This window comes from Bacillus sp. Marseille-P3661 (genome assembly GCF_900240995.1).
Taxonomy (GTDB): Bacteria; Bacillota; Bacilli; order Bacillales; family Bacillaceae_J; genus OESV01.
In genome coordinates this window covers 98,865-122,894 of record NZ_LT965954.1, presented here as the reverse complement: position 1 = coordinate 122,894, position 24,030 = coordinate 98,865, and the positions used below count along the sequence as shown (strand labels likewise).

Here is a 24,030-nt window from a genome sequence, read left to right as displayed (position 1 = left end):
TGATAGAAGAAAATTTACTATAGGTGGAGGATTCCAATGCTCGATAAGTTTTTATTTAGAAAAAGCAATTCAGAAATTGGGGGATCAGAGAAATTTACTTGGGAACAAATTGATCTTTCTTCCGTACCTAATCATATCGCAATAATAATGGATGGGAATGGTCGTTGGGCTAAAAAGCGTGGACTACCGCGGATTGCAGGACACCACGAAGGTATGAAAGTTGTTCGTAAAATAGTTAAAACTGCGAACAATATGGGTGTAAAAGCCTTAACTTTATATGCTTTTTCAACTGAAAACTGGAAGAGACCTAAAACAGAAGTGGAATATTTAATGAAATTACCGGAGGAATTTTTAGGATCTTTTTTACCTGAGCTAATCGATGAAAATGTTCAAGTTCGGATTATGGGAAATGAAGAACAATTACCTCCTCATACATTGCGGGCTGTTCAAAAAGCCATCCTTGATACAAAAGACAATAATGGTCTTATACTGAACTTTGCTTTAAATTATGGTAGCCGATATGAAATAATGGAAAGTATAAAAAAGTTATTAAAAGATACAAATGATGGCAAACTAGAAGTAGAGGACATAAATGAAGAAGTATTTTCGTCATATTTAATGAGTTCGGATTTAAAGGATCCCGATTTATTAATTAGAACTAGCGGAGAAATACGGTTAAGTAATTTTATGTTATGGCAGTTAGCGTATGCCGAATTTTGGTTTACTGATGTCTTATGGCCAGATTTTGATAATGAACATTTTATTCAAGCTGTAGTTGAGTATCAACAACGGGCGCGGAGATTTGGTGGCGTATAAATTAAGGGTGATGAATTGTAATGAAAACAAGAATACTAACAGCAGTATTAGCAGCTGCAATATTTTTACCAGTGGTCATAATTGGAAACACCCCGTTTATTATATTAGTTTATATAATGGCATCAATTGCCTTACATGAATTAATGCGGATGAAGAAAATTAATGTTTTTTCATTTCCGGGTTTATTAATATTTCTTTTTCTTTGGTTACTTTTAATACCTCAGAATCTAATGTTAGATGTCGTAGGTATGAACTTTTCTAAAATTGAAAGTGCATTAATAGTAGTTATGTTATTACTTTCATATACCGTTATCTCTAAAAATAATTTTACTTTTGATGATGCAGGTTTTACCATTCTATCTACTCTTTATGTCGGAGTTGGGTTTTATTACTTAATCGAGACGAGAATGGTAGGCCTTTCATATATCTTCTTTGCTCTTTTTGTAATATGGGCAACAGATACAGGAGCATACTTTATTGGCAAGGCCTTAGGTAAAAATAAATTATGGCCTGAAATAAGCCCCAATAAAACGATCGAAGGTTCAATAGGAGGCATTATTTCAGCAATAGTTGTTGGTATTGTTTTTCAATTGATTGTTCCAATTCATTCATCAATTGCTATTGTTGTCGTATTTACAATTATCATATCTATCTTTGGTCAAATGGGAGATCTTGTTGAATCAGCTTTAAAACGGCATTATAGTGTAAAAGATTCTGGTCATATATTACCTGGACATGGTGGAATTTTAGACCGCTTTGACAGCCTTATCTTTGTGCTACCTATTCTTCATTTTTTACAGTTCATCTAAGGAGTCGTTATGAAAAAAATAAGTTTACTTGGAGCAACAGGTTCAATTGGTACCCAAACGCTAGATATAATAAGGTTACATCCCAATCAATTTGAACTTGAAGCCATATCAATTGGAAATAATTTAACATTGGGAAGAGAAATTATACATACATTTAAACCAAAGGTTGTTTCAGTTTTAAACAAAGAAAGCTTGGATGCTCTTCAAAATCAAGTTCCAGAGGGTGTAAAATTAGTTTATGGCGAACGGGGATTAATTGAGGTAGCTGCTAATAATGATGCAGAAGTGGTAGTTAACGCTGTCGTAGGGAGTGTTGGTTTAAAGCCAACACTAAGAGCAATAGAAGAGAAAAAGGCTATTGCTCTTGCTAACAAAGAAACACTTGTTACAGCTGGTCATTTAGTGATGGAAAAAGCAAAAAAAAATAATGTTCCGATTTTACCAGTAGATAGTGAACATTCAGCTATATTTCAATGCCTAAATGGAGAAAATCGAAATTCAATTTATCGATTAGTACTGACAGCATCCGGAGGAAGTTTCCGAAATCAATCACGGCATGAGCTAAAAGATGTAACTATTGAGTCAGCTCTTAATCATCCAAATTGGTCAATGGGTGCAAAGATCACGATTGATTCGGCTACAATGGTTAATAAAGGGCTAGAGGTAATCGAAGCACACTGGTTATTTGATCTGCCATATGAAAAAATTGATGTCGTATTACACAAAGAAAGCATTATACATTCCATGGTAGAGTTTGAAGATACAAGTGTAATCGCCCAATTAGGTTCACCGGATATGAAAGTTCCTATACAGTATGCCTTAACGTACCCTGATAGACTTGCGTTGCCTATTTCAAAAAGGTTAAACTTAATTGATATAGGGAAACTCCACTTTGAAGAGGCTTCATTTGATAGATATCGTGCACTGAAATTTGCTTATACCGCCGGTAAAATTGGTGGTTCAATGACAACAGTCTTAAACGCAGCAAATGAACAAGCTGTACAAATGTTTTTAAATGGAGAAATCGGTTTTCTAGAAATTGAAGATTGTATTGAAACTGCGATGGAGAAACATATTGCTATCAAACAACCTGACTTAGAAACGATCATTGAAATTGATCAAAGTACAAGAAAATTTGTTAGATCATTAAAAGCTTAATATGTCTTCTAAACGTTAATACCTATTTTCACGTAAGACCAAAAAATTAAAAGGTGGTTATGAATTTGAACACGGTAATTGCATTCATCATTATTTTTGGTGCACTCGTCTTTTTTCATGAGCTAGGGCATCTAGTATTTGCAAAAAGGGCTGGAATGCTTTGTCGTGAATTCGCAATAGGTTTTGGTCCAAAAGTTTTTTCTTTTCGTAGAGACGAAACACTATACACAATTCGTTTATTACCATTAGGTGGATTTGTGAGAGTGGCTGGTGAAGATCCGGAACTAGTCGAAATAAAACCTGGCTATAATGTTGGTTTAATTACTGATAAACACGGGCAAGTAACCAAAATTATTGTTAATAATAAATCAAAATTTCCCAATGTTAAAGTAATAGAAGTGGAACGAATTGATTTGGTCCATCAATTGGTTATTTCTGGATATGAAGATAACGATGAAACCTTACAAACATTTAAAGTGCATGATAAAGCAATGCTTGTTGCGGATGATCAAGAAACACAAATTGCCCCTTACAATCGGCAATTTGCTTCAAAATCAATTTCTCAACGTTTTTTTCAAATATTTGCTGGACCAATGATGAATTTTATATTAGCACTTGTTCTTTTAATCATTTTAGGAAGTTTAATTGGAACTCCAATAAAAGAACCTATTTTAGGTGAACTAACAACAGATGGTTCTGCTATTGAATCTGGGCTGAAACAAGGTGACCAAGTAATCTCAATTGAGAATATTGAGGTTTCATCTTGGGATGAAATGGTTGAAATTATTCAAGGCAGTCCTGATCAATCCTTGCATTTTATCGTTAATAGAAATGGTGAAGTATTAGAGTTTGATGTCACACCAAAGGTACGTGAATATGACAACACTGGATTTATTGGCGTATACCCATCTGTCGAAAAAACAGTATTAGGCTCTATTGCATTTGGATTTGAACAAACCTATTTTTGGACTAAGGAAATACTGTTTGGTTTAGGTAAGCTTGTTACTGGTCAATTTTCAATTGATGATTTATCTGGGCCGGTTGGTATTTATAGCTTAACCGATCAAGTTGCTCAGTCTGGAATATACAATTTAATTAGGTGGGCCTCTATTTTAAGTATAAATCTTGGTATCATTAATTTATTGCCGCTTCCAGCTTTAGATGGCGGTCGACTAACATTTATTGCAGTAGAAGCGGTAAGAGGTAAGCCAATTGATCCCCAAAAAGAAGGAATTGTTCATTTTATAGGCTTTGCATTTTTAATGCTTTTAATGATAGTTGTTACATGGAATGATATTCAAAGATATTTTCTATAAGAAGAACAAACTGTTGTACTATCAAGTAACAAGCGCTAAGTCCCTATTACCGTTGCCCACAGGACGCGGGCAACGGTTAGGCAAATTAAAGGGTGCTTGCGCCTTTCTAATTAGTTGGAATTAATATCATATTAAAATTAACAAGCAGTTGTTGTTATAATAAAGAGGTGCGAAACATGAAACAAAGTAAAATGCTAATACCAACATTACGAGATGTACCCGCTGATGCAGATATAAAAAGTCATCAGCTATTGCTTAGAGCTGGCTTTATCCGCCAAAATGCATCAGGTGTATACAGTTTTCTACCATTAGGAAAAAAAGCGTTGCAAAAAGTAGAGTTAATTGTTCGAGAAGAAATGGATGCTATAGGCGGTAGCGAATTGCTAATGCCTGCATTACAACCAGCTGAGCTTTGGCAAGAGACTGGTAGATGGTTTAACTTTGGACCAGAATTGATGAGATTAAGAGATCGACATGATCGTGAATTTGCTCTTGGGGCAACACATGAGGAAGTGATTACCTCACTTGTACGTGATGAGGTAAGTTCTTATAAGAAACTCCCATTAATCCTTTATCAAATTCAAACGAAGTTTCGTGACGAAAAACGACCGCGTTTTGGTTTGCTCAGGGGTCGTGAATTTATAATGAAAGATGCCTATTCTTTTCACGCATCAAAAGATAGTTTGGATGAAGTATATGAGGATATGGTAACAGCATACTCTAATATTTTTAGACGATGTGGATTGAATTTTAGATCTGTAATTGCGGACTCAGGTGCCATGGGTGGTAAAGATACACACGAATTTATGGTTTTATCTGATGTCGGTGAGGATACAATCGCTTTCTCTGATGTGTCTTCGTTTGCAGCTAATATTGAAATGGCACCGGTATTAACAAAATATGAGAAATCTGTAGAGACATTAGATAACTTAGAAAAAATTGAAACCATTAATCAGAAAACTATTGACGAAATCTCTAGTTTCTTAAATATTGCGCCTGAAAAGTGTTTAAAGTCCTTACTATTTAAAATAGATGACGAGAAATATGTATTAGTTATTGTTCGTGGAGATCACGAAGTAAATGATATTAAAGTTAAAAATCTATTGGGTGCTAAAGTTGTAGAACTTGCAACTCCAGAAGAAACACTTGCTATACTTAATTGTGAAATAGGGTCAATTGGTCCTATTGGTCTTGAAAAGAATATCGAAATTATTGCAGACCATGCTGTTGAATTAGTAGTAAATGGCGTGTGTGGAGCGAATCAGTCTAATTACCATTATACTGGGGTCAATGTTGAACGTGACTTTAAAGTCAGTCAATTTGCTGATTTAAGATTTATTCAGGAAGGTGACCCATCTCCAGATGGAGAAGGAACTATTGTTTTCGCAAAAGGTATTGAGGTTGGACACGTATTTAAACTTGGGACGTTCTATAGTGAGTCAATGAAAGCAACTTATCTAGACGAAAATGGTAAATCACAGCCGATGATCATGGGGTGTTATGGAATAGGTGTGTCAAGAACTCTTGCTTCGGTTGTAGAGCAACATCATGACGATAAAGGTATTGTATGGCCGGTTGCAATTACTCCATATCATGTGCATCTTATTCCTATAAATATGAAAACTGAGGAACAAAAAGAACTTGCAGATAAAATTTATGATCAGCTTCAAAATGATTCCATTTCAGTTCTTTATGATGATCGCCAAGAACGCCCAGGGGTAAAATTTGCGGATTCAGATTTATTAGGTTTTCCAATAAGGGTGACTGTGGGGAAACGAGCAGCAGAAGGGATTGTTGAATTAAAGCTTCGAAAATCGGGAGATGTAGAGGAAGTACATGTTGACAATCTAACGGCTATTATTAAAGAGAAGTTAAATAATTATTAAAGAGACCCAACGTAAGGTACCTCCGATATACTATAGAGGTACCTTCGTTATTGAAAGAATTAAATTTTTACTTTTATACTATTCGGGTTGCGCTTTTCTAAGACATCATAAACCGATGCATGAGGCGCTTTTGCTCTTCAAATAGCCTCTAGGTAAAGGGGGAGAACCAGTTATGATCGAGGATATAGAGATTAGAAAAGAAAGATTTAAACTTCTGCTAGAACAGATTGCACTTCCAGAGAATCTGCAACAAACATACTTTCAAGATGCTTTGATTCAGAAAGTTACCATTGAAAAGGCTACAAAATCTTGGCATTTTATGTTTGGATTAGAAACCTTTTTGCCGTTCGATGCTTTTTTAGTGTTTAAATCACATTTAGTTGATGCTTTTCAGCAAATCGCAAATGTAAGCTTTTCAATTACAACGAAGACCTCTGTTGTTTCTGAGCAGAATTTACAAGAATACTGGCCATATTTTACGCAGCAACTTGAAGGTGTGTCACCATCATTACTATCCTTACTAAAGGAACAAGTTCCAAGACTTGAAGGAAACAAGCTAATAATACAGGTGAGAAATGAGCCGGAAGGTATAGCAATAAAAAAGAAATATGCACCAACTTTTGTAGGAATATTCCAATCATATGGCTTTCCAATGCTTACTTTAGAAACGGAAATAGTTCAATCAGAAGAAGAGTTTAAGCAATTTGTTGAGCAAAAAGAACAAGAGGACCGAACAAAAATGATGGCAGCACTTGTAGCACAAGAGGAAAAGCAAACAACTACAAATGATGCACCTGTACTAGAGGGGCCATTAACAATTGGCTACACGATCAAAGATGAACCAGTTCCAATCTCCACCATACATGATGAGGAACGACGTATCACAATTCAAGGTTATGTGTTTAGCAGCGAAGTGCGAGAGTTGCGGAGCGGACGTTCAATCTTAACATTCAAAATAACCGATTATACAGATTCACTAATGATTAAAATCTTTTCTCGCGATAAAGATGATGTCGCTTTGTTACAGGCAGTTAAAAAAGGCATGTGGGTTAAGGTGCGCGGTGGAATTCAAAACGATACCTTTGTACGTGACTTAGTCATGATGGCTCAGGATATTAATGAAATCAAGCCACAAGAGCGAATAGATACCGAGACTGAAAAGCGGATCGAACTTCATCTTCATACGCCGATGAGTCAAATGGATGCCGTGACATCGGTTTCCAAGCTAATTGAACAAGCTAAAAAGTGGGGACATGAAGCGATTGCAGTAACAGATCATGCAGTTGTGCAGTCTTTTCCAGAGGCTTATTCGGCTGGTAAGAAACACGGTGTTAAAATCTTATACGGACTGGAAGCAAACCTTGTAGATGACGGAGTACCAATAGCGTATAACCCTACCCATCGAGCTTTAAATGATGAAACCTATATTGTTTTTGACGTGGAAACAACCGGTTTATCGGCAGTATACGATACGATTATTGAACTTGCTGCAGTAAAGGTTAAAGGCGGAGAAATTATTGATCGCTTTGAAGCTTTTGCAAATCCACATCACCCACTTTCAGCAACTATTATCGAGTTAACACATATAACAGACGACATGTTAAAAGATGCTCCTGATGTTGATGTTGTTTTAAAGCAGTTTAAAGAATGGATTGGAAACGATACTTTAGTTGCTCATAATGCTAGTTTCGATATGGGCTTTTTAAATGTTGGCTTTCAAAAGATAGGTATTGAAAAAGCTACAAATCCAGTAATTGATACGTTAGAACTTGGACGATTTTTATATCCTGACTTAAAAAATCATCGTCTAAATACTTTATGTAAACGACTAGATATTGAATTAACTCAACATCATCGAGCGATCTATGATGCTGAAGCGACCGGCTTTTTATTAGTTAAAATGTTGAAGGAATGTGAAGAAAAGGGCATTACTTTCCATGATGAGTTAAATGAAAATATGGGTCAATCGGATGCTTATAAACGATCACGACCATCTCATTGTATTATATTGGCAAAAAATGAGGTTGGACTAAAAAATTTGTTTAAACTTGTTTCTTTATCACATGTAGAATATTTTTATCGAGTTCCACGGATTCCAAGATCGGTATTAGTAAAACATCGAGAGGGATTAATAGTTGGATCAGGCTGTGATAAAGGAGAAGTTTTTGAAGCAATGATGCAAAAATCTAAAGAGGAAGCAGAAGAAGTAGCCGAATTTTATGATTATCTAGAAATACAGCCTCCTTCCAATTACCAACATCTAATTGAAAAGGAAATGATTCAAAATAAGGATGCATTGCATGAAATTATTTCCAATATCGTTAAGCTCGGAGAAAAACTTAACAAGCCGGTTGTTGCTACAGGAAACGTTCATTATCTAAATGAAGTCGACCATATTTATCGCCAAATATTAATAAAATCTCAAGCTGGAAACCCATTAAGTAAGCAAACTCTCCCGATGGTTCATTTCAAAACGACAAATGAAATGTTAAATGATTTTGCATTCTTAGGTCACGAAAAGGCAAAAGAAGTTGTTGTAACCAATACAAAGTTAATTTCTGATCAATTAGATGCGATTAAACCGATTAAGGATGACCTATATACTCCTAAAATTGAGGGTGCAGAAGATGAAATGAGAGAAATGAGCTATAGTATGGCTCGGAAAATCTATGGGGATTCCTTACCAGAAATTGTTGAAGCACGTCTTGAGAAGGAATTAAAAAGCATTATCGGTCATGGGTTTGCCGTTATTTACCTCATTTCTCATAAACTAGTGAAAAAGTCACTGAATGATGGGTACTTAGTGGGATCGCGTGGTTCTGTCGGGTCTTCATTTGTTGCAACAATGACAGAAATTACAGAGGTTAATCCATTACCTCCACATTATGTATGTCCTAAATGCAAACATTCAGAGTTTTTTAACGATGGTTCTGTTGGATCGGGATTTGATTTACCTGATAAAAACTGTCCACAATGTGGAGCCGATTATAAAAAAGATGGACATGATATTCCTTTCGAAACGTTTCTAGGATTTAAAGGTGATAAAGTACCTGATATTGACTTGAACTTCTCTGGAGAGTATCAGCCGCGGGCGCATAATTATACAAAAGTATTGTTTGGTGAAGATTATGTCTATCGTGCAGGGACAATTGGAACGGTTGCTGATAAGACGGCGTTTGGCTATGTTAAAGGCTATGCGTCAGATCATAATCTTACAATCAGAGGAGCTGAAGTAGAGCGATTAGCCACCGGTTGTACAGGAGTAAAACGAACAACAGGACAGCATCCTGGTGGGATTATTGTAGTACCAGATTATATGGATATCTATGATTTTTCGCCTATTCAATATCCTGCTGATGCTAGTGATTCAGAATGGAAAACTACGCATTTTGATTTCCATTCTATTCATGATAATTTGCTTAAGCTTGATATTCTGGGGCACGATGACCCGACAGTGATAAGGATGCTTCAAGACCTTAGCGGTATAGATCCTAAAACGATACCAACGGATGATCAAGAAGTAATGAAAATCTTTGCTGGTCCTGAAGTACTTGGTGTTACTGAAGAACAAATAATGTGTAAGACAGGTACTTTGGGTATACCTGAATTTGGTACACGCTTTGTTCGCCAAATGCTCGAAGATACAAAACCAAGTACATTTTCCGAACTTGTACAGATCTCAGGACTGTCTCACGGAACTGATGTATGGCTTAATAATGCCAATGAATTAATTCACAATGGTACTTGTACATTAAGTGAAGTGATAGGATGTCGTGATGATATTATGGTCTATTTAATTTATAAAGGATTAGACCCATCTTTAGCTTTTAAAATTATGGAATCTGTTCGTAAAGGAAAAGGACTTCAGGATGAGTGGATTGAGGAAATGAAAAAGAACAATGTACCAGATTGGTATATTGGTTCATGCTTAAAAATAAAATATATGTTCCCGAAAGCACATGCTGCTGCGTACGTATTAATGGCAGTTAGAATTGCCTATTTTAAGGTGCATTTTCCAATATTATTCTACGCTGCTTACTTCACGGTACGTGCTGACGATTTTGATATTGAAGCTATGATTAAAGGCTCTAATTCGATTAAGAATCGCATTGAGGAAATTAATAATAAAGGTCTAGATGCATCAACAAAAGAGAAGAACTTGTTAACAGTATTAGAGATTTCGCTTGAAATGTGTGAACGAGGATTCTCTTTCCAGAAGATTGATTTATATCGTTCTAGTGCATCTGAATTTCTTGTTGAAGGGAATACATTAATTCCTCCATTTAATTCAATACCAGGTCTTGGTACCAATGCGGCCCTTAATATTGTGAAAGCCCGTGAAGACGGTGAATTCTTATCGAAGGAAGATTTACAACAACGTAGTAAAATTTCAAAAACAGTGCTTGAATATCTTGAAAATCAAGGGTGTCTAGAAGGATTACCTGATCAAAATCAGCTCTCACTTTTTTAGGAGCACTCGCACTTGTTGCATAAAATTGTTGATTATGGTATATTTCTTATTGACAATACTAAAAATATTGGTAAATGATAAAGAGTGGGCTCAAAACCCACTCTTTCGTTTTCGTGTTTATAGTCTTCCTTTGTAACAGCACTAATTTTTCTTTAAAGTCCCTGCTTATATTAGCAGGGAATTTTATATCATTCATAGACTAAGCATGTTCTTTCTTACTACATAATCGATATAAATTGCCTGTCAAACTAATGTGTGCAGCGAGGTATTTTACTCTTTTTTAAGGAGGTATATATGAGTAATAAAGTAGTTGATGTAACAGAGGAATTAGTACAACCAATTCTTGCTGAAATGAATTTAGAATTAGTGGATATTGAATTTGTTAAGGAAGGGAAAAACTGGTACCTTAGAGTTTTTATTGATTCGGACAAAGGCATTGATATCGAAGAATGTGGCAAAGTTAGTGAAAAGTTAAGTGAGAAGCTGGATGAAACTGACCCAATTACTTACCCATATTTTTTAGAGGTTTCATCACCAGGTGCTGAGCGTCCATTAAAAAAGAAAGAGGATGTAAAAAAATCTATTGGTAAACAAGTACATGTAAAGACTTACGAACCGATTAATGGTGAGAAGGTATTTGAAGGAAAGATACTCGACTTTGATGGTGAAACGCTCACATTAGAAGTGCTTATCAAAACAAGAAAAAAACAAGTTGAAATTCCTTATGAAAAAGTTGCTAGTGCTCGACTAGCTGTTACCTTCCACTAAAGGATTGATTATTAAAAGGGGAGAAAACAATGAGTAGTGAATTGCTAGATGCTTTAATATTGCTTGAAAAAGAAAAGGGTATTAGTAAAGATGTTCTTCTCGAAGCAATTGAAGCAGCATTAATTTCAGCATATAAACGAAACTTTAACTCAGCACAAAATGTGCGTGTTGATATTAATCAAGAAACTGGAACAATGCGTGTTTATGCAAGAAAGGAAGTAGTCGAGGAAGTTTTTGATCCTCGCCTTGAGATCTCACACGAGGAAGCAAAGAAAATCAATCCGAATTATGAGATTGAAGATGTTATCGAAATAGAGGTTACACCAAAAGATTTTGGTCGCATCGCTGCACAAACTGCGAAACAAGTAGTGACACAAAGAGTTAGGGAAGCCGAAAGAGGAGTCATTTACTCAGAATATATCGACCGTGAAGAAGATATTATGACAGGAATTGTTCAGAGACAAGATAGCCGCTTTATATATGTTAATCTTGGGAAAATTGAAGCGATCCTTCCTGTAAGTGAGCAAATGCCTAATGAACAGTATAAACCGCATGATCGAATTAAAGTATTTATTACTAAGGTAGAAAAAACAACAAAAGGGCCGCAAATTTTTGTATCAAGAACACATCCAGGTCTCCTAAAACGTCTATTTGAAATTGAAGTACCTGAAATATATGATGGCACTGTTGAGATCAAATCGGTAGCTCGTGAAGCGGGTGATCGCTCAAAGATTGCTGTTCATTCAGAAAACCCTGAGGTTGATCCAGTTGGATCTTGTGTGGGTCAAAAAGGTCAACGTGTTCAGGCTATTGTTACAGAATTAAAGGGCGAAAAAATTGATATTGTACGTTGGTCAAAAGACCCAGTCGAATATGTAGCTAACTCTTTAAGTCCTTCTCAAGTTGTCAAAGTTCTGGTCGATGAGGATGAAAAGGCTACGACAGTAGTTGTACCAGATTACCAATTATCTTTGGCGATTGGGAAACGCGGTCAAAACGCACGCTTAGCAGCTAAGCTCACAGGCTGGAAAATTGATATTAAGAGTCAATCGGAAGCAGAGGAACAGGGTATTTTAACTCAAGATGATTCTTATGGAGAAGAAGCAAACTCTGATGCTGACTACGATACTTATGTTGATCACGAAGAGATCGATATTTCAAGTGATACTGAAGAGGAAAATATAGAGTAGAGGTGAGACCGGATGAAGAGTCGAAAAGTTCCTTTGCGAAAATGTATTGCAAGTCAAGAAATGAAACCGAAACGCGAACTCATTCGAATTGTCCGCTCTAAAGAAGGTGAAATCTCTATTGATCTTACAGGAAAGAAGTCAGGTAGAGGTGCTTATTTAAGTAAGGATACTGATTGTATTATCACAGCAAAGAAGAAGAATATACTTCAACATCATTTAGGTGTTAATGTTGATGAATCCATTTATGATGAAATACTTCAACTGATCGAAAAGGAGAAGGAATAATTGAATCAGGAACGATGGATGTCATTATTAGGCCTTAGCAATCGAGCAAGTCAACTAACTTCGGGTGAAGAATTAGTTTTAAAGGAAATTCGAAGTGGTCGTGCAAAATTAGTGATTCTTTCTTCGGATGCATCAAAGAATACAACTAAAAAAATTTCAGACAAATGTCTATTCTATAATGTTCCTTTAAAAAAAGTAAAAGACAGGTTTATCCTTGGTCAAGCTATTGGTAAAGAAGCACGGGTAGTCGTTGCAATTTTAGAAAATGGATTCGCGAAGAAATTAGTGGAGTTGCTCGATTAATTTTCTTGGGGGTGAACGTATGAGCAAAATGCGTGTATATGAATATGCAAAACAACATAATAAATCAAGTAAAGAAATTATTACAAAATTAACAGACCACAACATAGAGGTAGCCAATCATATGTCAATGATCGATGAAGAAGCAATTAAAATACTAGATAACTTATACAATAATGATCAGTCAAAAGCTACGGTTCAAAAAAGTGACCAAGAACCAGATGAAATAGATGAAGTAATTGTAGAAGATTACAAGTATGATGATAAGAAAAAAAGTGTAATTAAAAAAGCAAAACCTAAACAGGATAAAGAAAAGGTGAGCGAAAAAGTTAATATCAAGCAAAAGCCAAAGAATAATAAGAAAAGTTTCAATCAACCCAATCAACCTAATCAGCAGGCACATAAAAAAGAAGAATCACCAAGTGTTATTAAATATGAGGGTTCGCTTACTGTAGGAGAACTTGCAAAAAAGTTAGGAAAAGAACCTTCAGAAATAATTAAAAAGCTAATGATGTTAGGTGTCATGGCAACGATTAATCAGGATTTAGATGATGATTCAATTGAACTAATAGCATCAGAATATGGTATTACTGCTGAAAAAGAAATTGTTTTAGAAATGACCGATTTTGATAACTATGCTGTTGAAGATCAGCCTGAGGATCTTGTTGAGCGTCCTTCTGTAGTTACAATTATGGGCCACGTTGACCATGGTAAAACAACCTTATTAGACTCGATTCGTCATGCAAAGGTTGCAGCGGGTGAAGCTGGTGGTATTACACAACATATTGGCGCTTATCAAGTTGAAGCTGGTGGCAAGAAGATTACTTTCCTTGATACACCTGGTCACGAAGCGTTTACAACAATGCGGGCTCGCGGAGCAAGTGTAACTGATATTACGATTCTAGTTGTTGCAGCAGATGATGGTGTAATGCCTCAAACAAGAGAAGCGATCAACCATGCAAAAGCTGCAGGAGTACCAATTATTGTCGCTGTTAATAAAATGGATAAAGAAGGAGCAAATCCTGATCGCGTTATGCAAGAATTAACAGAATATAATCTCATCCCTGAAGCGTGGGGCGGAGACACTATTTTCGTTATGCTTTCTGCATTAAAAGGTGAAGGAATTGATGAACTTTTAGAGATGATCCTTCTTGTAACTGAAGTGGAAGAGCTTAAAGCAAATCCAAATCGGTTAGCAGTTGGAACTGTAATTGAAGCAAATTTAGATAAAGGTAGAGGGCCTGTTGCAACGCTGCTTGTTCAGAATGGAACACTTAAAATAGGTGACCCAATCGTAGTGGGTAATTCATTTGGTCGCGTTCGTGCGATGGTTAACGACTTAGGTCGCCGTGTTAAAGTTGCACCGCCATCTACACCAGTGGAAATCACAGGTTTGAACGAAGTTCCACATGCTGGTGATCGTTTTGTTGTTTTTGAGGATGAGAAGAAAGCTCGCCAAGTGGGGGAAGCTCGTGCACAAAAGCAGCTTGAAGAACAACGCGGTGAGAAAACGAAAGTCAGTCTTGAAGATTTATTTGAACAAATTAAACAAGGTGAGATGAAAGAAATTAATCTCATTATTAAAGCTGATGTACATGGTTCTGCTGAAGCATTAGCCGGTTCATTACAAAAGATTGACGTTGAGGGTGTCAAAGTTAAGATTATTCACTCTGGTGTTGGTGCAATCACAGAATCTGATATTATTTTAGCATCCGCATCTAATGCTATTGTTATTGGTTTTAACGTTCGTCCTGACGTTAACGCTAAAAATACAGCTGAGAGAGAAAATGTTGATATTCGTTTACACCGTATTATTTACAAGGTAATCGAAGAAATTGAAGCTGCAATGCAAGGTATGCTTGATCCTGAATTTGAGGAAAAAGTAATCGGTCAAGTTGAAGTACGTGAAACATTCAAAGTATCAAAAGTTGGAACAATTGCTGGTTGTTATGTAACAGACGGGAAAATTACTCGTGATGCTGGAATTCGCCTTGTCCGTGATGGCGTTGTAATATTTGAAGGTGCAGTGGATACATTAAAACGTTTCAAGGATGATGCAAAAGAAGTATCGCAAGGCTATGAATGTGGTATGACCATTAAAAACTTTAATGATATTAAAGAAGGAGACATCATAGAAGCATATGTAATGCAAGAAGTTGAACGTAAAAAATGATAGGCCTTGCTCAATGTGAATGCATAATCTATGACTGTGGGTCACTAAAAGAAAAAAGAGCTGTTTTACAGCGTATTATTACAAGATTGAGGCAAAAATATAATATATCTGTTGCTGAAACAGATTTTCAGGATTTATGGCAGCGTACAGAAATAACGATTGTAGCTGTATCTTCATCCAAGGTTGCAACAGAGAGAGAGTTAGATCGAGCCTTGAAGATGATTGATTCTTTTCCAGAAATTGAACGATCAGTAACATCGTTAGATTGGTATTAAAGTCGAGGTGATCTACATGAGTAATATTCGCTCAACTAGAGTGGGTGAACTAATGAAGAAGGAATTAAGTGATATAATTGGGCGCAAAATTAAAGATCCTCGTATCGGTTTTGTTACTGTAACTGATGTTCAGGTAACAGGTGACTTACAACAATCGAAAGTATATATAACGGTTCTTGGTGATGATGAACAAAAGCAAAATACATTGAAAGCTCTTGCGAAAGCCAATGGTTTTATTCGATCTGAAATCGGAAAAAGAATCCGTTTAAGAAAGACGCCTGAAATAACATTTGAATTTGACGAATCGATTGAGTATGGCAATCGAATCGAAACTTTACTTGAGCAACTGCACAATAAGCACGACGAGTAAATTTGAGGATAGACAACAGTCTATCCTTTTTTTAAGATATGGCGGGTTTAGCCAGTGCTTGCCTGTCGGGGGAGAGCCAGGATGGCGAGGATTTTCCCATTGCCCACAGGACGTGGGCAGCACTTAGGGAAAATACAGGCGCTTACGCATTTCTATTGTCCAGCTACAGCGCCTAGCCCCTCGGGGTCAAAGACGCACAGGATGTGCTAATACCGGCGTTGCCACAGGACGTGGCGGTTTTAGCCGGTATAACCTTCCTCCTCGTGAAGTCTTACGACTTCTTCGTCGGAAGAACACGACGCACAGGACGTGCTAGTACTGGCGTTGCCACAGGATGTGGCGGGTTTAGCCAGTGCTTGCCTGTCGGGGGAGAGCCAGGATGGCGAGGATTTTCCCGTTGCCCACAGGACGTAGGCAGCACTTAGGGAAAATACAGGCGCTTACGCATTTCTATTGTCCAGCTACAGCGCCTAGCCCCTCGGGGTCAAATAACCTTCCTCCTCGTGAAGTCTTACGACTTCTTCGTCGGAAGAACACGACGCACAGGACGTGCTAGTACTGGCGTTGCCACAGGATGTGGCGGTTTTAGCCAGTGCTTGCCTGTCGGGGCTGACCAAGGCGCTTACGCATTTCTGAAAGGAGGGATAGCAATGGATGGTATTATTCCTTTATGGAAACCAAAGGGATTAACCTCGCATGACTGCGTTTTTAAGATTAGAAAACTTTTAAAAACAAAAAAAGTAGGACATACAGGTACTCTTGATCCAGATGTCGATGGTGTGTTGCCGATATGTATCGGGAAAGCAACAAAAGTAGTTGAATACTTAACAGATGCCCCTAAAGCGTATCAAGGTGAGGTTACGATTGGGGTGAGTACAACCACTGAGGATGCATCTGGTGAAACAGTAGAAGAAAAAGAAATCGATGGTGTGATATTAATCGATGAATTACTAAATGTTCTCCAAACGTTTACAGGAGATATTAAGCAAATTCCACCCATGTATTCTGCTGTGAAAATTAATGGAAAACGACTTTATGAATACGCTCGCCAAGGGCAAATAATAGATAGACCCGAAAGACATGTACATATATATGAATTGAAATTGCTGGATCATCCTGAGGTTTTAGATAAGAGCCATAATACTTTTCGTTTTTATGTAAAGTGCAGCAAAGGGACTTATGTTAGAACGTTGGCAGTAGATATTGGAAAACAGCTGGGTTACCCAGCTCATATGTCTCAGCTTACAAGGGTTGCGGCAGGTAGTTTTTCTACAGATGATTGTTTGACCTTTGAAGATATTGAAAAGCATATAGAACGTGGAGATTTACAGCTATTACCACTAGAAAGAGGTATTTCAGATTTGACGAAATTTGAAATTAATGAAAAACTAGAGTTGCAGGTTAAAAACGGGCAAGTTCTTCCGATTCCCGAAAAACTTAAGAATATGAATCGACTTGCGCTTTATAATGTAAAAAGTGAATGTGTAGCTATTTATACACCGCATCCAACTAAAATTGGCTTTATGAAACCTGAAAAGGTCTTGAGAAATGATTGAAGTAAGTCTACGCACTAAAGTAGGTGAAAAAATATGAAAGTTGTTCATTTGGCACACCCTCATTCCCTAAATATAAAGGAACTTCCTAACACTGTAGTGGCTTTGGGATATTTTGACGGAGTACATCTTGGACATCGTAAGGTAATCAAAACCGCTATAGAAAAGGCTAAAGAATACGGTTATAAAAGCGCTGTAATGACTTTTTATCCACATCCTTCAGTGATATTAAGGAAAAGCACCGAACATGCAGAGTGTATTACCTCTATCCACGATAAGGAACAAGAAATAAGTAAACTTGGTATTGATATACTTTATATAGTTGAATTTAGTCCTACGTTTGCAGAGTTATTACCACAACAATTTGTAGATCAATATATCATTGGTCTAAATGTAAAACATGTCGTGGCTGGGTTTGATTACACATATGGCAGATTAGGAAAAGGTACAATGGAAACATTGCCATTTCATTCAAGAAAACAGTTCACACAGACTATAGTCGATAAAGTAGTGGACAATGACATAAAAATAAGCTCCACTTTAATTAGGGACTTGATCAAAAACGGCGAAGTTAGTCGATTAAAATACTATCTGTGCAGATATTACCAAATGGTCGGAACAGTTATTGATGGTGAGAAAAGAGGGAGAACTATAGGTTTTCCTACTGCTAATATAGAACTTGCCTCGAATTATATTTTGCCACCTACTGGTGTATATGCTGTCAAAATTTTAGTGAAGAAAAATTGGTATAATGGGGTATTAAATATTGGCTATAAACCAACGTTTCATGATAAATCCCCTGAAAAACCATCAATTGAAATTCATATTTTTAGTTTTAATGAATTCATATATGGTGAAGATATTGTGTTGGAATGGCATTTGCGCTTAAGAGCAGAACAAAAATTTCAATCTGTGCAAGAATTGATTGCTCAAATTGAACGGGATAAGCAAGAAGCGCTACATTATTTTGAGGAAAGTCGGATTAAAAACTTGCAAATTGATTAAAATAGTAGTATTCTAATAAACGTATGAAGTTATGAACCGTTACTTGGCGTTGCGATTCACCAACGCGTGCTCAGTAATTGGGGATATCGAAAAGAGGAGGTGAATAGGATGGCTATCACACAAGAGCGTAAGCAAGAACTTATCAGTGAGTACAAAACTCATGAAAGCGATACTGGATCTCCAGAAGTTCAAATTGCTGTCCTAACAGAGGAAATTAACAATCTTAATGATCATTTACGTGTTCATAAGAAGGATCACCATTCACGTCGTGGTCTATTAAAGATGGTAGGTAAGCGTCGTAATTTACTTAACTATCTTCGTAACAAAGACGTTACACGTTACCGTGATTTAATTCAAAAGCTTGGATTACGTAGATAGTATTAACAAAAAGCGGGATATTTCCCGCTTTTTTGTTAGCATTAAGTTAATTCCAATTGAGGGATTTTTTTCCTCCACGGTTATATTATCATTTCGGACATTTTATGGGCAGTAAATCTCACTGAATCCCTTGAAAAACTTATAGTAGGGGATTACTGTCTGTTAATATGGGATAAAATATTTACATAAAATTTAGGTTATAATAATAATAGTGATTTTTGCATTTGAGAGGAGTTTGCGATACATGGATCAAAACAAACAAACCTTCTCCATGGATTGGGCAGGCCGAACGCTGACAGTAGAAATTGGCCAGCTTGCGAAACAAGCCAACGGCGCATGCTTAATTCGATATGGAGAAACTGCAGTATTATCTACTGCAACTGCATCAAAGGAACCAAAAAACTTGAGTTTCTTTCCGCTGACAGTTAACTATGAAGAGCGTTTATATGCTGTCGGAAAAATCCCTGGAGGATTCATTAAACGGGAAGGGCGTCCAAGTGAAAAAGCAATACTTGCAAGCCGCTTAATCGACAGACCAATTCGTCCACTATTTGCTGATGGATTTAGAAATGAAGTTCAGGTAATTAGTATTGTGATGAGTGTTGATCAAAACTGCTCTTCGGAAATGGCAGCTATGTTCGGGTCATCATTAGCACTTTCAGTTTCTGATATACCGTTTGAAGGACCTATCGCAGGTGTTACAGTTGGACGAGTAGATAATAATTTTATTATCAATCCAACGGTTGAACAACTAGAAAAAAGTGATATTCACCTAGTTGTGGCAGGTACCAAAGACGCGATCAACATGGTTGAAGCTGGAGCTGATGAAGTACCTGAAGAAACTATGCTTGAAGCAATTATGTTTGGTCATGAAGAAATTAAAAAGCTAATCGCTTTCCAAGAGGAAATTGCAAAAGCTATCGGTAAGGAAAAGATGGAAGTTCAGTTGTATGAATTAGATGCGAACCTAGAGTCTGAAGTTCGCCAAATGGCTGAAGATGCTATTAAAAAGGCTGTACAAGTTGCTGAAAAACACGCTCGTGAAGACGCGATTAATGAAGTTAAAAAACATGTTTCAGAAAGCTATGAGACACGTGAAGATCTTCCAGAAGAAATTTTAGGACAAGTTAGCGAAGTAATGAATAAACTTGTAAAAGAAGAGGTTCGTCGTTTAATTACAAAAGAAAAAATCCGTCCAGATGGACGTCAAATTGACGAAATTCGTCCGTTATCGTCAGAGGTTGGATTACTTCCAAGAACGCATGGTTCTGGTTTATTCACACGTGGACAAACTCAAGCTTTAAGTATTTGTACACTCGGAGCATTAGGGGATGTTCAAATTTTAGATGGATTAGGAATTGAGGAATCAAAGCGTTTTATGCATCATTATAATTTCCCACAATTCAGTGTAGGTGAAACAGGCCCTATAAGAGGACCAGGCCGTCGTGAAATTGGGCATGGTGCACTAGGTGAGCGTGCGTTAGAACCTGTTATACCTTCAGAAACTGATTTCCCTTATACAGTACGTCTAGTATCTGAAGTATTGGAATCAAATGGTTCAACCTCACAAGCGAGTATTTGTGCAAGTACGTTGGCTATGATGGATGCAGGTGTGCCGATTAAAGCACCAGTAGCAGGAATAGCAATGGGACTTGTAAAATCAGGCGAGGACTACACTGTTTTAACTGATATTCAAGGTATGGAAGATCATCTGGGTGATATGGACTTTAAGGTTGCCGGAACGAGCAAAGGTGTAACAGCTTTACAAATGGATATTAAAATTGAAGGTTTATCTCGCGAAATCCTAGAAGAAGCGTTACAACAAGCAAAGAAAGGTCGTATGCAAATTTTAGAACATATGTTAGAAACAATATCCACTCCAAGAGAGCAATTGTCAACATATGCTCCTAAAATCTTAACTATGGCAATTAAGCCAGATAAGATCCGTGATGTCATTGGCCCAAGTGGAAAACAAATTAATAAAATAATTGAAGAAACTGGGGTTAAGATTGATATTGAACAGGATGGAACGATCTTTATTGCTTCTCCTGACATGGCGATGAATGAAAAGGCAAAGAAGATTATCGAAGACATCGTTCGTGAAGTAGAAGTTGGCCAAATGTATCTTGGTAAAGTAAAAAGAATAGAGAAATTTGGTGCCTTTGTTGAAATTTTCCAAGGTAAAGATGGCTTAGTTCATATATCTGAATTGGCAGAAGAACGTGTTGGCAAAGTAGAAGATGTTGTTGCTATTGGTGATGAATTGCTAGTAAAGGTTATGGATATAGATAAGCAAGGAAGAGTCAATCTCTCCAGAAAAGCAGTTCTAAAAGAACAAAAGGAAAAACAAGAACAAAAGTAGGAGCTGATTAAAATCAATCAGCTTCTTTTTTATTCCAGGAAAAAGGCTCATATTGCTGTAAACAAGTCCATCACCTAGCCTTCCTTCAGACAAACATATTTTATCTTGTTCTATCTTGTCCTAGGTCTTCATAATTTTTTAAAAGAAGGGGGAAGGTAGGAATGAATAGACTCGCTATTCAGCTTATTGGTTTTTCAATCATTCTGATTATTACATTCGGTGTAATGCAAAATCCGTATACAACGGATTACGTTAAAAGTTTAAGGGAATCAACAGCCGTTACGGTTGCAAAACAGGAGGATCCTCTTTTTCAGGAAATAGTTTCAAAGGCAAAGGAATTTGAGATTGCTCCCAAGGACGCGCAAATACATACGGTATGGAAAGCGATGCCGGGATTAAATGGATTAAAAGTTAATATTGAACAATCGTATAATAGAATGAAAAATGATGGAGAATTTAATCCAAACAAATTGGTATTTGAGCAGATTCCGCCGAAGGTTACATTAAAGGATCTTCCACCAGCACCGATTTATCGGGGACATCCTGAAAAACAAGCGGTAAGTTTTTTAATTAATGTAGCATGGGGGAATGAATATATTCCAAGTATGTTAAAAACATTGGAAAAACATAAGGTAAAGGCGACGTTCTTTTTGGAGGGACAATGGGTAAAAAAATATCCAGACTTAGCAAAAATGATTATAGATGCAGGGCATGAGATTGGTAATCATGCTTATAGTCATCCTAATATGGAGAACCTATCTCCGGCTTCAATCCGTGAAGAGATAACAAAAACAAATGAAATTATTAAAGCTACAATTGGTGAAACTCCAAAGTGGTTTGGGCCGCCTAGCGGTAGTTATAAAGAAGAGGTAGTTAAAATTACGGAAGAAGAGAAAATGAAATTAGTAATGTGGACTGTAGATACAGTTGATTGGAAAAATCCTGAACCGAATAGTATGGTTGCAAGAGTACTGGGAAAAGTGACACCAGGATCTATGATATTAATGCATCCAACCGCTTCTACTGAAAAGGGCTTGGAAAATTTAATTGTAGGTATTAAAGAAAAAGAATACCAAATTACAAATGTGTCTACATTATTAAGTGAAGAGAGAGTTAAAATAGGAATAAAATAGAGATGTTTGAAAAAGGTGACAGTTTTTTCTAATATTGGTATCATGAGTTATAGTATTTTCGATCAATAGGAGGATGCAATTTGATAAATAAATATACGTGCCAAAATGGTGTAAGAGTGGTCCTAGAAAATATTCCAACAGTTCGATCTGTCGCAATTGGTGTTTGGATAGGTGCGGGTTCACGAAACGAAGATGTGAATAATAATGGGATTTCTCACTTTTTAGAGCATATGTTTTTTAAAGGTACAAAAACACGTAGTGCAAAAGAAATTGCTGAAAGCTTTGACAGTATTGGTGGTCAAGTAAATGCCTTTACTTCAAAAGAGTATACTTGTTATTATGCAAAGGTCTTAGATGAACACTCTGATTATGCCCTTGAGGTTTTAGCAGATATGTTCTTTAATTCAACATTTGATGAAACTGAACTTAAAAAGGAAAAAAATGTTGTGTATGAAGAAATTAAAATGTATGAAGATACACCTGACGATATTGTCCATGATATTTTAAGTAAGGCAACATACGGTGAACACGCACTAGCTTATCCAATATTAGGAACAGAGGAAACATTAGCAACGTTTACGGGCGATTCATTAAGACAATACATGGATCAATACTATACACCAGATAATGTGGTAATTTCGATTGCAGGGAATATCGATGACACATTTATTAAAAAAGTAGAACAATATTTTGGCAACTATCAATCAAGTTATACACGTCCGGAATATAAGGTTCCGGCTATTCTAGACCAAAAATTGGCTAGGAAAAAGGAAACAGAGCAAGCGCATCTTTGTATGGGATTTAATGGATTACAAATTGGTCATGAAGATAGTTATTCATTAGTCGTTTTAAATAATGTCTTGGGTGGTAGTATGTCAAGCCGCTTGTTCCAAGATGTTCGCGAACAACGTGGTTTAGCATATTCAATCTTCAGTTATCATTCTGCTTACTTAGATAACGGTTTGTTAACGATTTATGGAGGAACTGGCAGTAATCAATTAGACATGTTATTTGAGACAATTCAACAAACATTGGCTACCTTAAAAAAAGAGGGAATTACTGAGAAGGAATTACTTAATAGTAAAGAACAGCTAAAGGGTAGTTTGATGCTAAGTTTAGAAAGTACCAATAGTCGAATGAGCCGAAATGGAAAAAATGAATTATTATTAAAGAAACATCGTTCCTTAGATGAAATTTTAGAAAGTATATCAAAGGTTACGTTGGAAAAAGTAAATGATCTATCGACAGCTATTTTTACAGACCATTATTCTGTAGCATTAATTAGCCCGGCTGGTGAATTGCCTAAATCTTAACAAGATTTATAAATACTTACTTCGATTAGAGGTAGGTATTTTTTTATTATACAGGCATAAACATTAAGTAAAGTCTAGAGAGTGTGACTTCTTTCGAGGAGGTTTATTAATAATGAGACTGAGCGAAATTAATGGGAAGGAAATAATTGATTTAGAAAAAGGTGAACGAATGGGCGTATTGGGTCAAGCAGATCTAGAAATCGATGAGCAAACCGGTCATATTAAAGCTTTGATTATTCCAACTACAAAATGGTTCGGATTTAGGAAACAAGGTGCAGAAGCACGTATACCATGGAACAATATAAGAAAAATTGGTACGGATATGATTATAATAGATTTCAAAGGTAATTAAAACAAAATAATCTAGCTGATATTGATAATAAAGAGACATGATGAAATTTCATCATGTCTTTTATTATGACAAAATTCTAATTCACACTCTATGTGTTTTACTCATATGATGTTTAAG

General features: G+C 36.5%; 20 protein-coding genes. All 20 read left to right on the top strand.

Going from position 1 to position 24,030, the window contains the following annotated elements; translation table 11 throughout:
- The first annotated feature begins 36 nt into the window (after positions 1 to 36).
- The 20 genes from C1724_RS11460 (at position 37) to C1724_RS11365 (ending at position 23,913) form a co-directional block, all read left to right on the top strand.
- Positions 37 to 816, top strand: a complete 780-nt coding sequence (locus C1724_RS11460) for an isoprenyl transferase (RefSeq protein ID WP_102346913.1) — start codon at positions 37 to 39, stop codon at positions 814 to 816.
- A 20-nt stretch (positions 817 to 836) separates the two neighbouring features.
- Positions 837 to 1,625, top strand: a complete 789-nt coding sequence (locus tag C1724_RS11455; protein ID WP_102346912.1) for a phosphatidate cytidylyltransferase — start codon at positions 837 to 839, stop codon at positions 1,623 to 1,625.
- 9 nt (positions 1,626 to 1,634) lie between these two features.
- A complete protein-coding gene (dxr, locus tag C1724_RS11450; protein WP_102346911.1) occupies positions 1,635 to 2,783 on the top strand; it encodes a 1-deoxy-D-xylulose-5-phosphate reductoisomerase in 1,149 nt (382 codons plus the stop codon).
- A gap of 65 nt (positions 2,784 to 2,848) precedes the next feature.
- The gene (gene rseP / locus C1724_RS11445) at positions 2,849 to 4,099 is read left to right on the top strand and encodes an RIP metalloprotease RseP (RefSeq protein WP_102346910.1); all 1,251 of its coding nucleotides are present in this window, start codon (positions 2,849 to 2,851) and stop codon (positions 4,097 to 4,099) included.
- A 176-nt stretch (positions 4,100 to 4,275) separates the two neighbouring features.
- Entirely contained in the window at positions 4,276 to 5,985 is a 1,710-nt protein-coding gene (locus C1724_RS11440; RefSeq protein ID WP_102346909.1) for a proline--tRNA ligase, read from the top strand.
- Positions 5,986 to 6,157: 172 nt separating this feature from the next.
- The gene (locus C1724_RS11435; protein ID WP_102346908.1) at positions 6,158 to 10,456 is read left to right on the top strand and encodes a PolC-type DNA polymerase III; all 4,299 of its coding nucleotides are present in this window, start codon (positions 6,158 to 6,160) and stop codon (positions 10,454 to 10,456) included.
- 294 nt (positions 10,457 to 10,750) lie between these two features.
- The gene (rimP, locus tag C1724_RS11430; protein ID WP_102346907.1) at positions 10,751 to 11,224 is read left to right on the top strand and encodes a ribosome maturation factor RimP; all 474 of its coding nucleotides are present in this window, start codon (positions 10,751 to 10,753) and stop codon (positions 11,222 to 11,224) included.
- Between the two features lie 29 nt (positions 11,225 to 11,253).
- Entirely contained in the window at positions 11,254 to 12,414 is a 1,161-nt protein-coding gene (gene nusA / locus C1724_RS11425) for a transcription termination factor NusA (RefSeq protein ID WP_102346906.1), read from the top strand.
- A gap of 12 nt (positions 12,415 to 12,426) precedes the next feature.
- A complete protein-coding gene (gene rnpM, locus C1724_RS11420; RefSeq protein WP_102346905.1) occupies positions 12,427 to 12,699 on the top strand; it encodes an RNase P modulator RnpM in 273 nt (90 codons plus the stop codon).
- Positions 12,700 to 13,002, top strand: coding sequence for a YlxQ family RNA-binding protein (locus C1724_RS11415; protein ID WP_102346904.1), 303 nt, complete (start codon positions 12,700 to 12,702; stop codon positions 13,000 to 13,002).
- Between the two features lie 19 nt (positions 13,003 to 13,021).
- Positions 13,022 to 15,172 (top strand): translation initiation factor IF-2, encoded by a 2,151-nt coding sequence (gene infB, locus C1724_RS11410; RefSeq protein ID WP_102346903.1) that lies wholly within the window; start codon positions 13,022 to 13,024, stop codon positions 15,170 to 15,172.
- Positions 15,169 to 15,447, top strand: a complete 279-nt coding sequence (locus C1724_RS11405) for a DUF503 domain-containing protein (RefSeq protein WP_102346902.1) — start codon at positions 15,169 to 15,171, stop codon at positions 15,445 to 15,447. Before infB ends, C1724_RS11405 begins: the two co-directional genes overlap by 4 nt.
- 16 nt (positions 15,448 to 15,463) lie before the next feature.
- Complete coding sequence (gene rbfA / locus C1724_RS11400; protein ID WP_102346901.1) at positions 15,464 to 15,817, top strand: 30S ribosome-binding factor RbfA; 354 nt, start codon at positions 15,464 to 15,466, stop codon at positions 15,815 to 15,817.
- A gap of 650 nt (positions 15,818 to 16,467) precedes the next feature.
- Complete coding sequence (gene truB, locus C1724_RS11395; protein WP_102346900.1) at positions 16,468 to 17,373, top strand: tRNA pseudouridine(55) synthase TruB; 906 nt, start codon at positions 16,468 to 16,470, stop codon at positions 17,371 to 17,373.
- Between the two features lie 33 nt (positions 17,374 to 17,406).
- Positions 17,407 to 18,375, top strand: a complete 969-nt coding sequence (gene ribF, locus C1724_RS11390; RefSeq protein ID WP_102346899.1) for a bifunctional riboflavin kinase/FAD synthetase — start codon at positions 17,407 to 17,409, stop codon at positions 18,373 to 18,375.
- A gap of 108 nt (positions 18,376 to 18,483) precedes the next feature.
- Positions 18,484 to 18,753 (top strand): 30S ribosomal protein S15, encoded by a 270-nt coding sequence (gene rpsO, locus C1724_RS11385; protein WP_102346898.1) that lies wholly within the window; start codon positions 18,484 to 18,486, stop codon positions 18,751 to 18,753.
- Between the two features lie 244 nt (positions 18,754 to 18,997).
- Positions 18,998 to 21,115: a polyribonucleotide nucleotidyltransferase gene (pnp, locus tag C1724_RS11380; protein WP_102346897.1), complete on the top strand. Its 2,118-nt coding sequence runs from the start codon at positions 18,998 to 19,000 to the stop codon at positions 21,113 to 21,115.
- A gap of 161 nt (positions 21,116 to 21,276) precedes the next feature.
- Complete coding sequence (locus tag C1724_RS11375; protein WP_102346896.1) at positions 21,277 to 22,248, top strand: polysaccharide deacetylase family protein; 972 nt, start codon at positions 21,277 to 21,279, stop codon at positions 22,246 to 22,248.
- Positions 22,249 to 22,328: 80 nt separating this feature from the next.
- A complete protein-coding gene (locus tag C1724_RS11370) occupies positions 22,329 to 23,561 on the top strand; it encodes a M16 family metallopeptidase (protein ID WP_102346895.1) in 1,233 nt (410 codons plus the stop codon).
- 112 nt (positions 23,562 to 23,673) lie between these two features.
- Positions 23,674 to 23,913, top strand: coding sequence for a YlmC/YmxH family sporulation protein (locus C1724_RS11365; protein WP_102346894.1), 240 nt, complete (start codon positions 23,674 to 23,676; stop codon positions 23,911 to 23,913).
- Positions 23,914 to 24,030 lie beyond the last annotated feature (117 nt).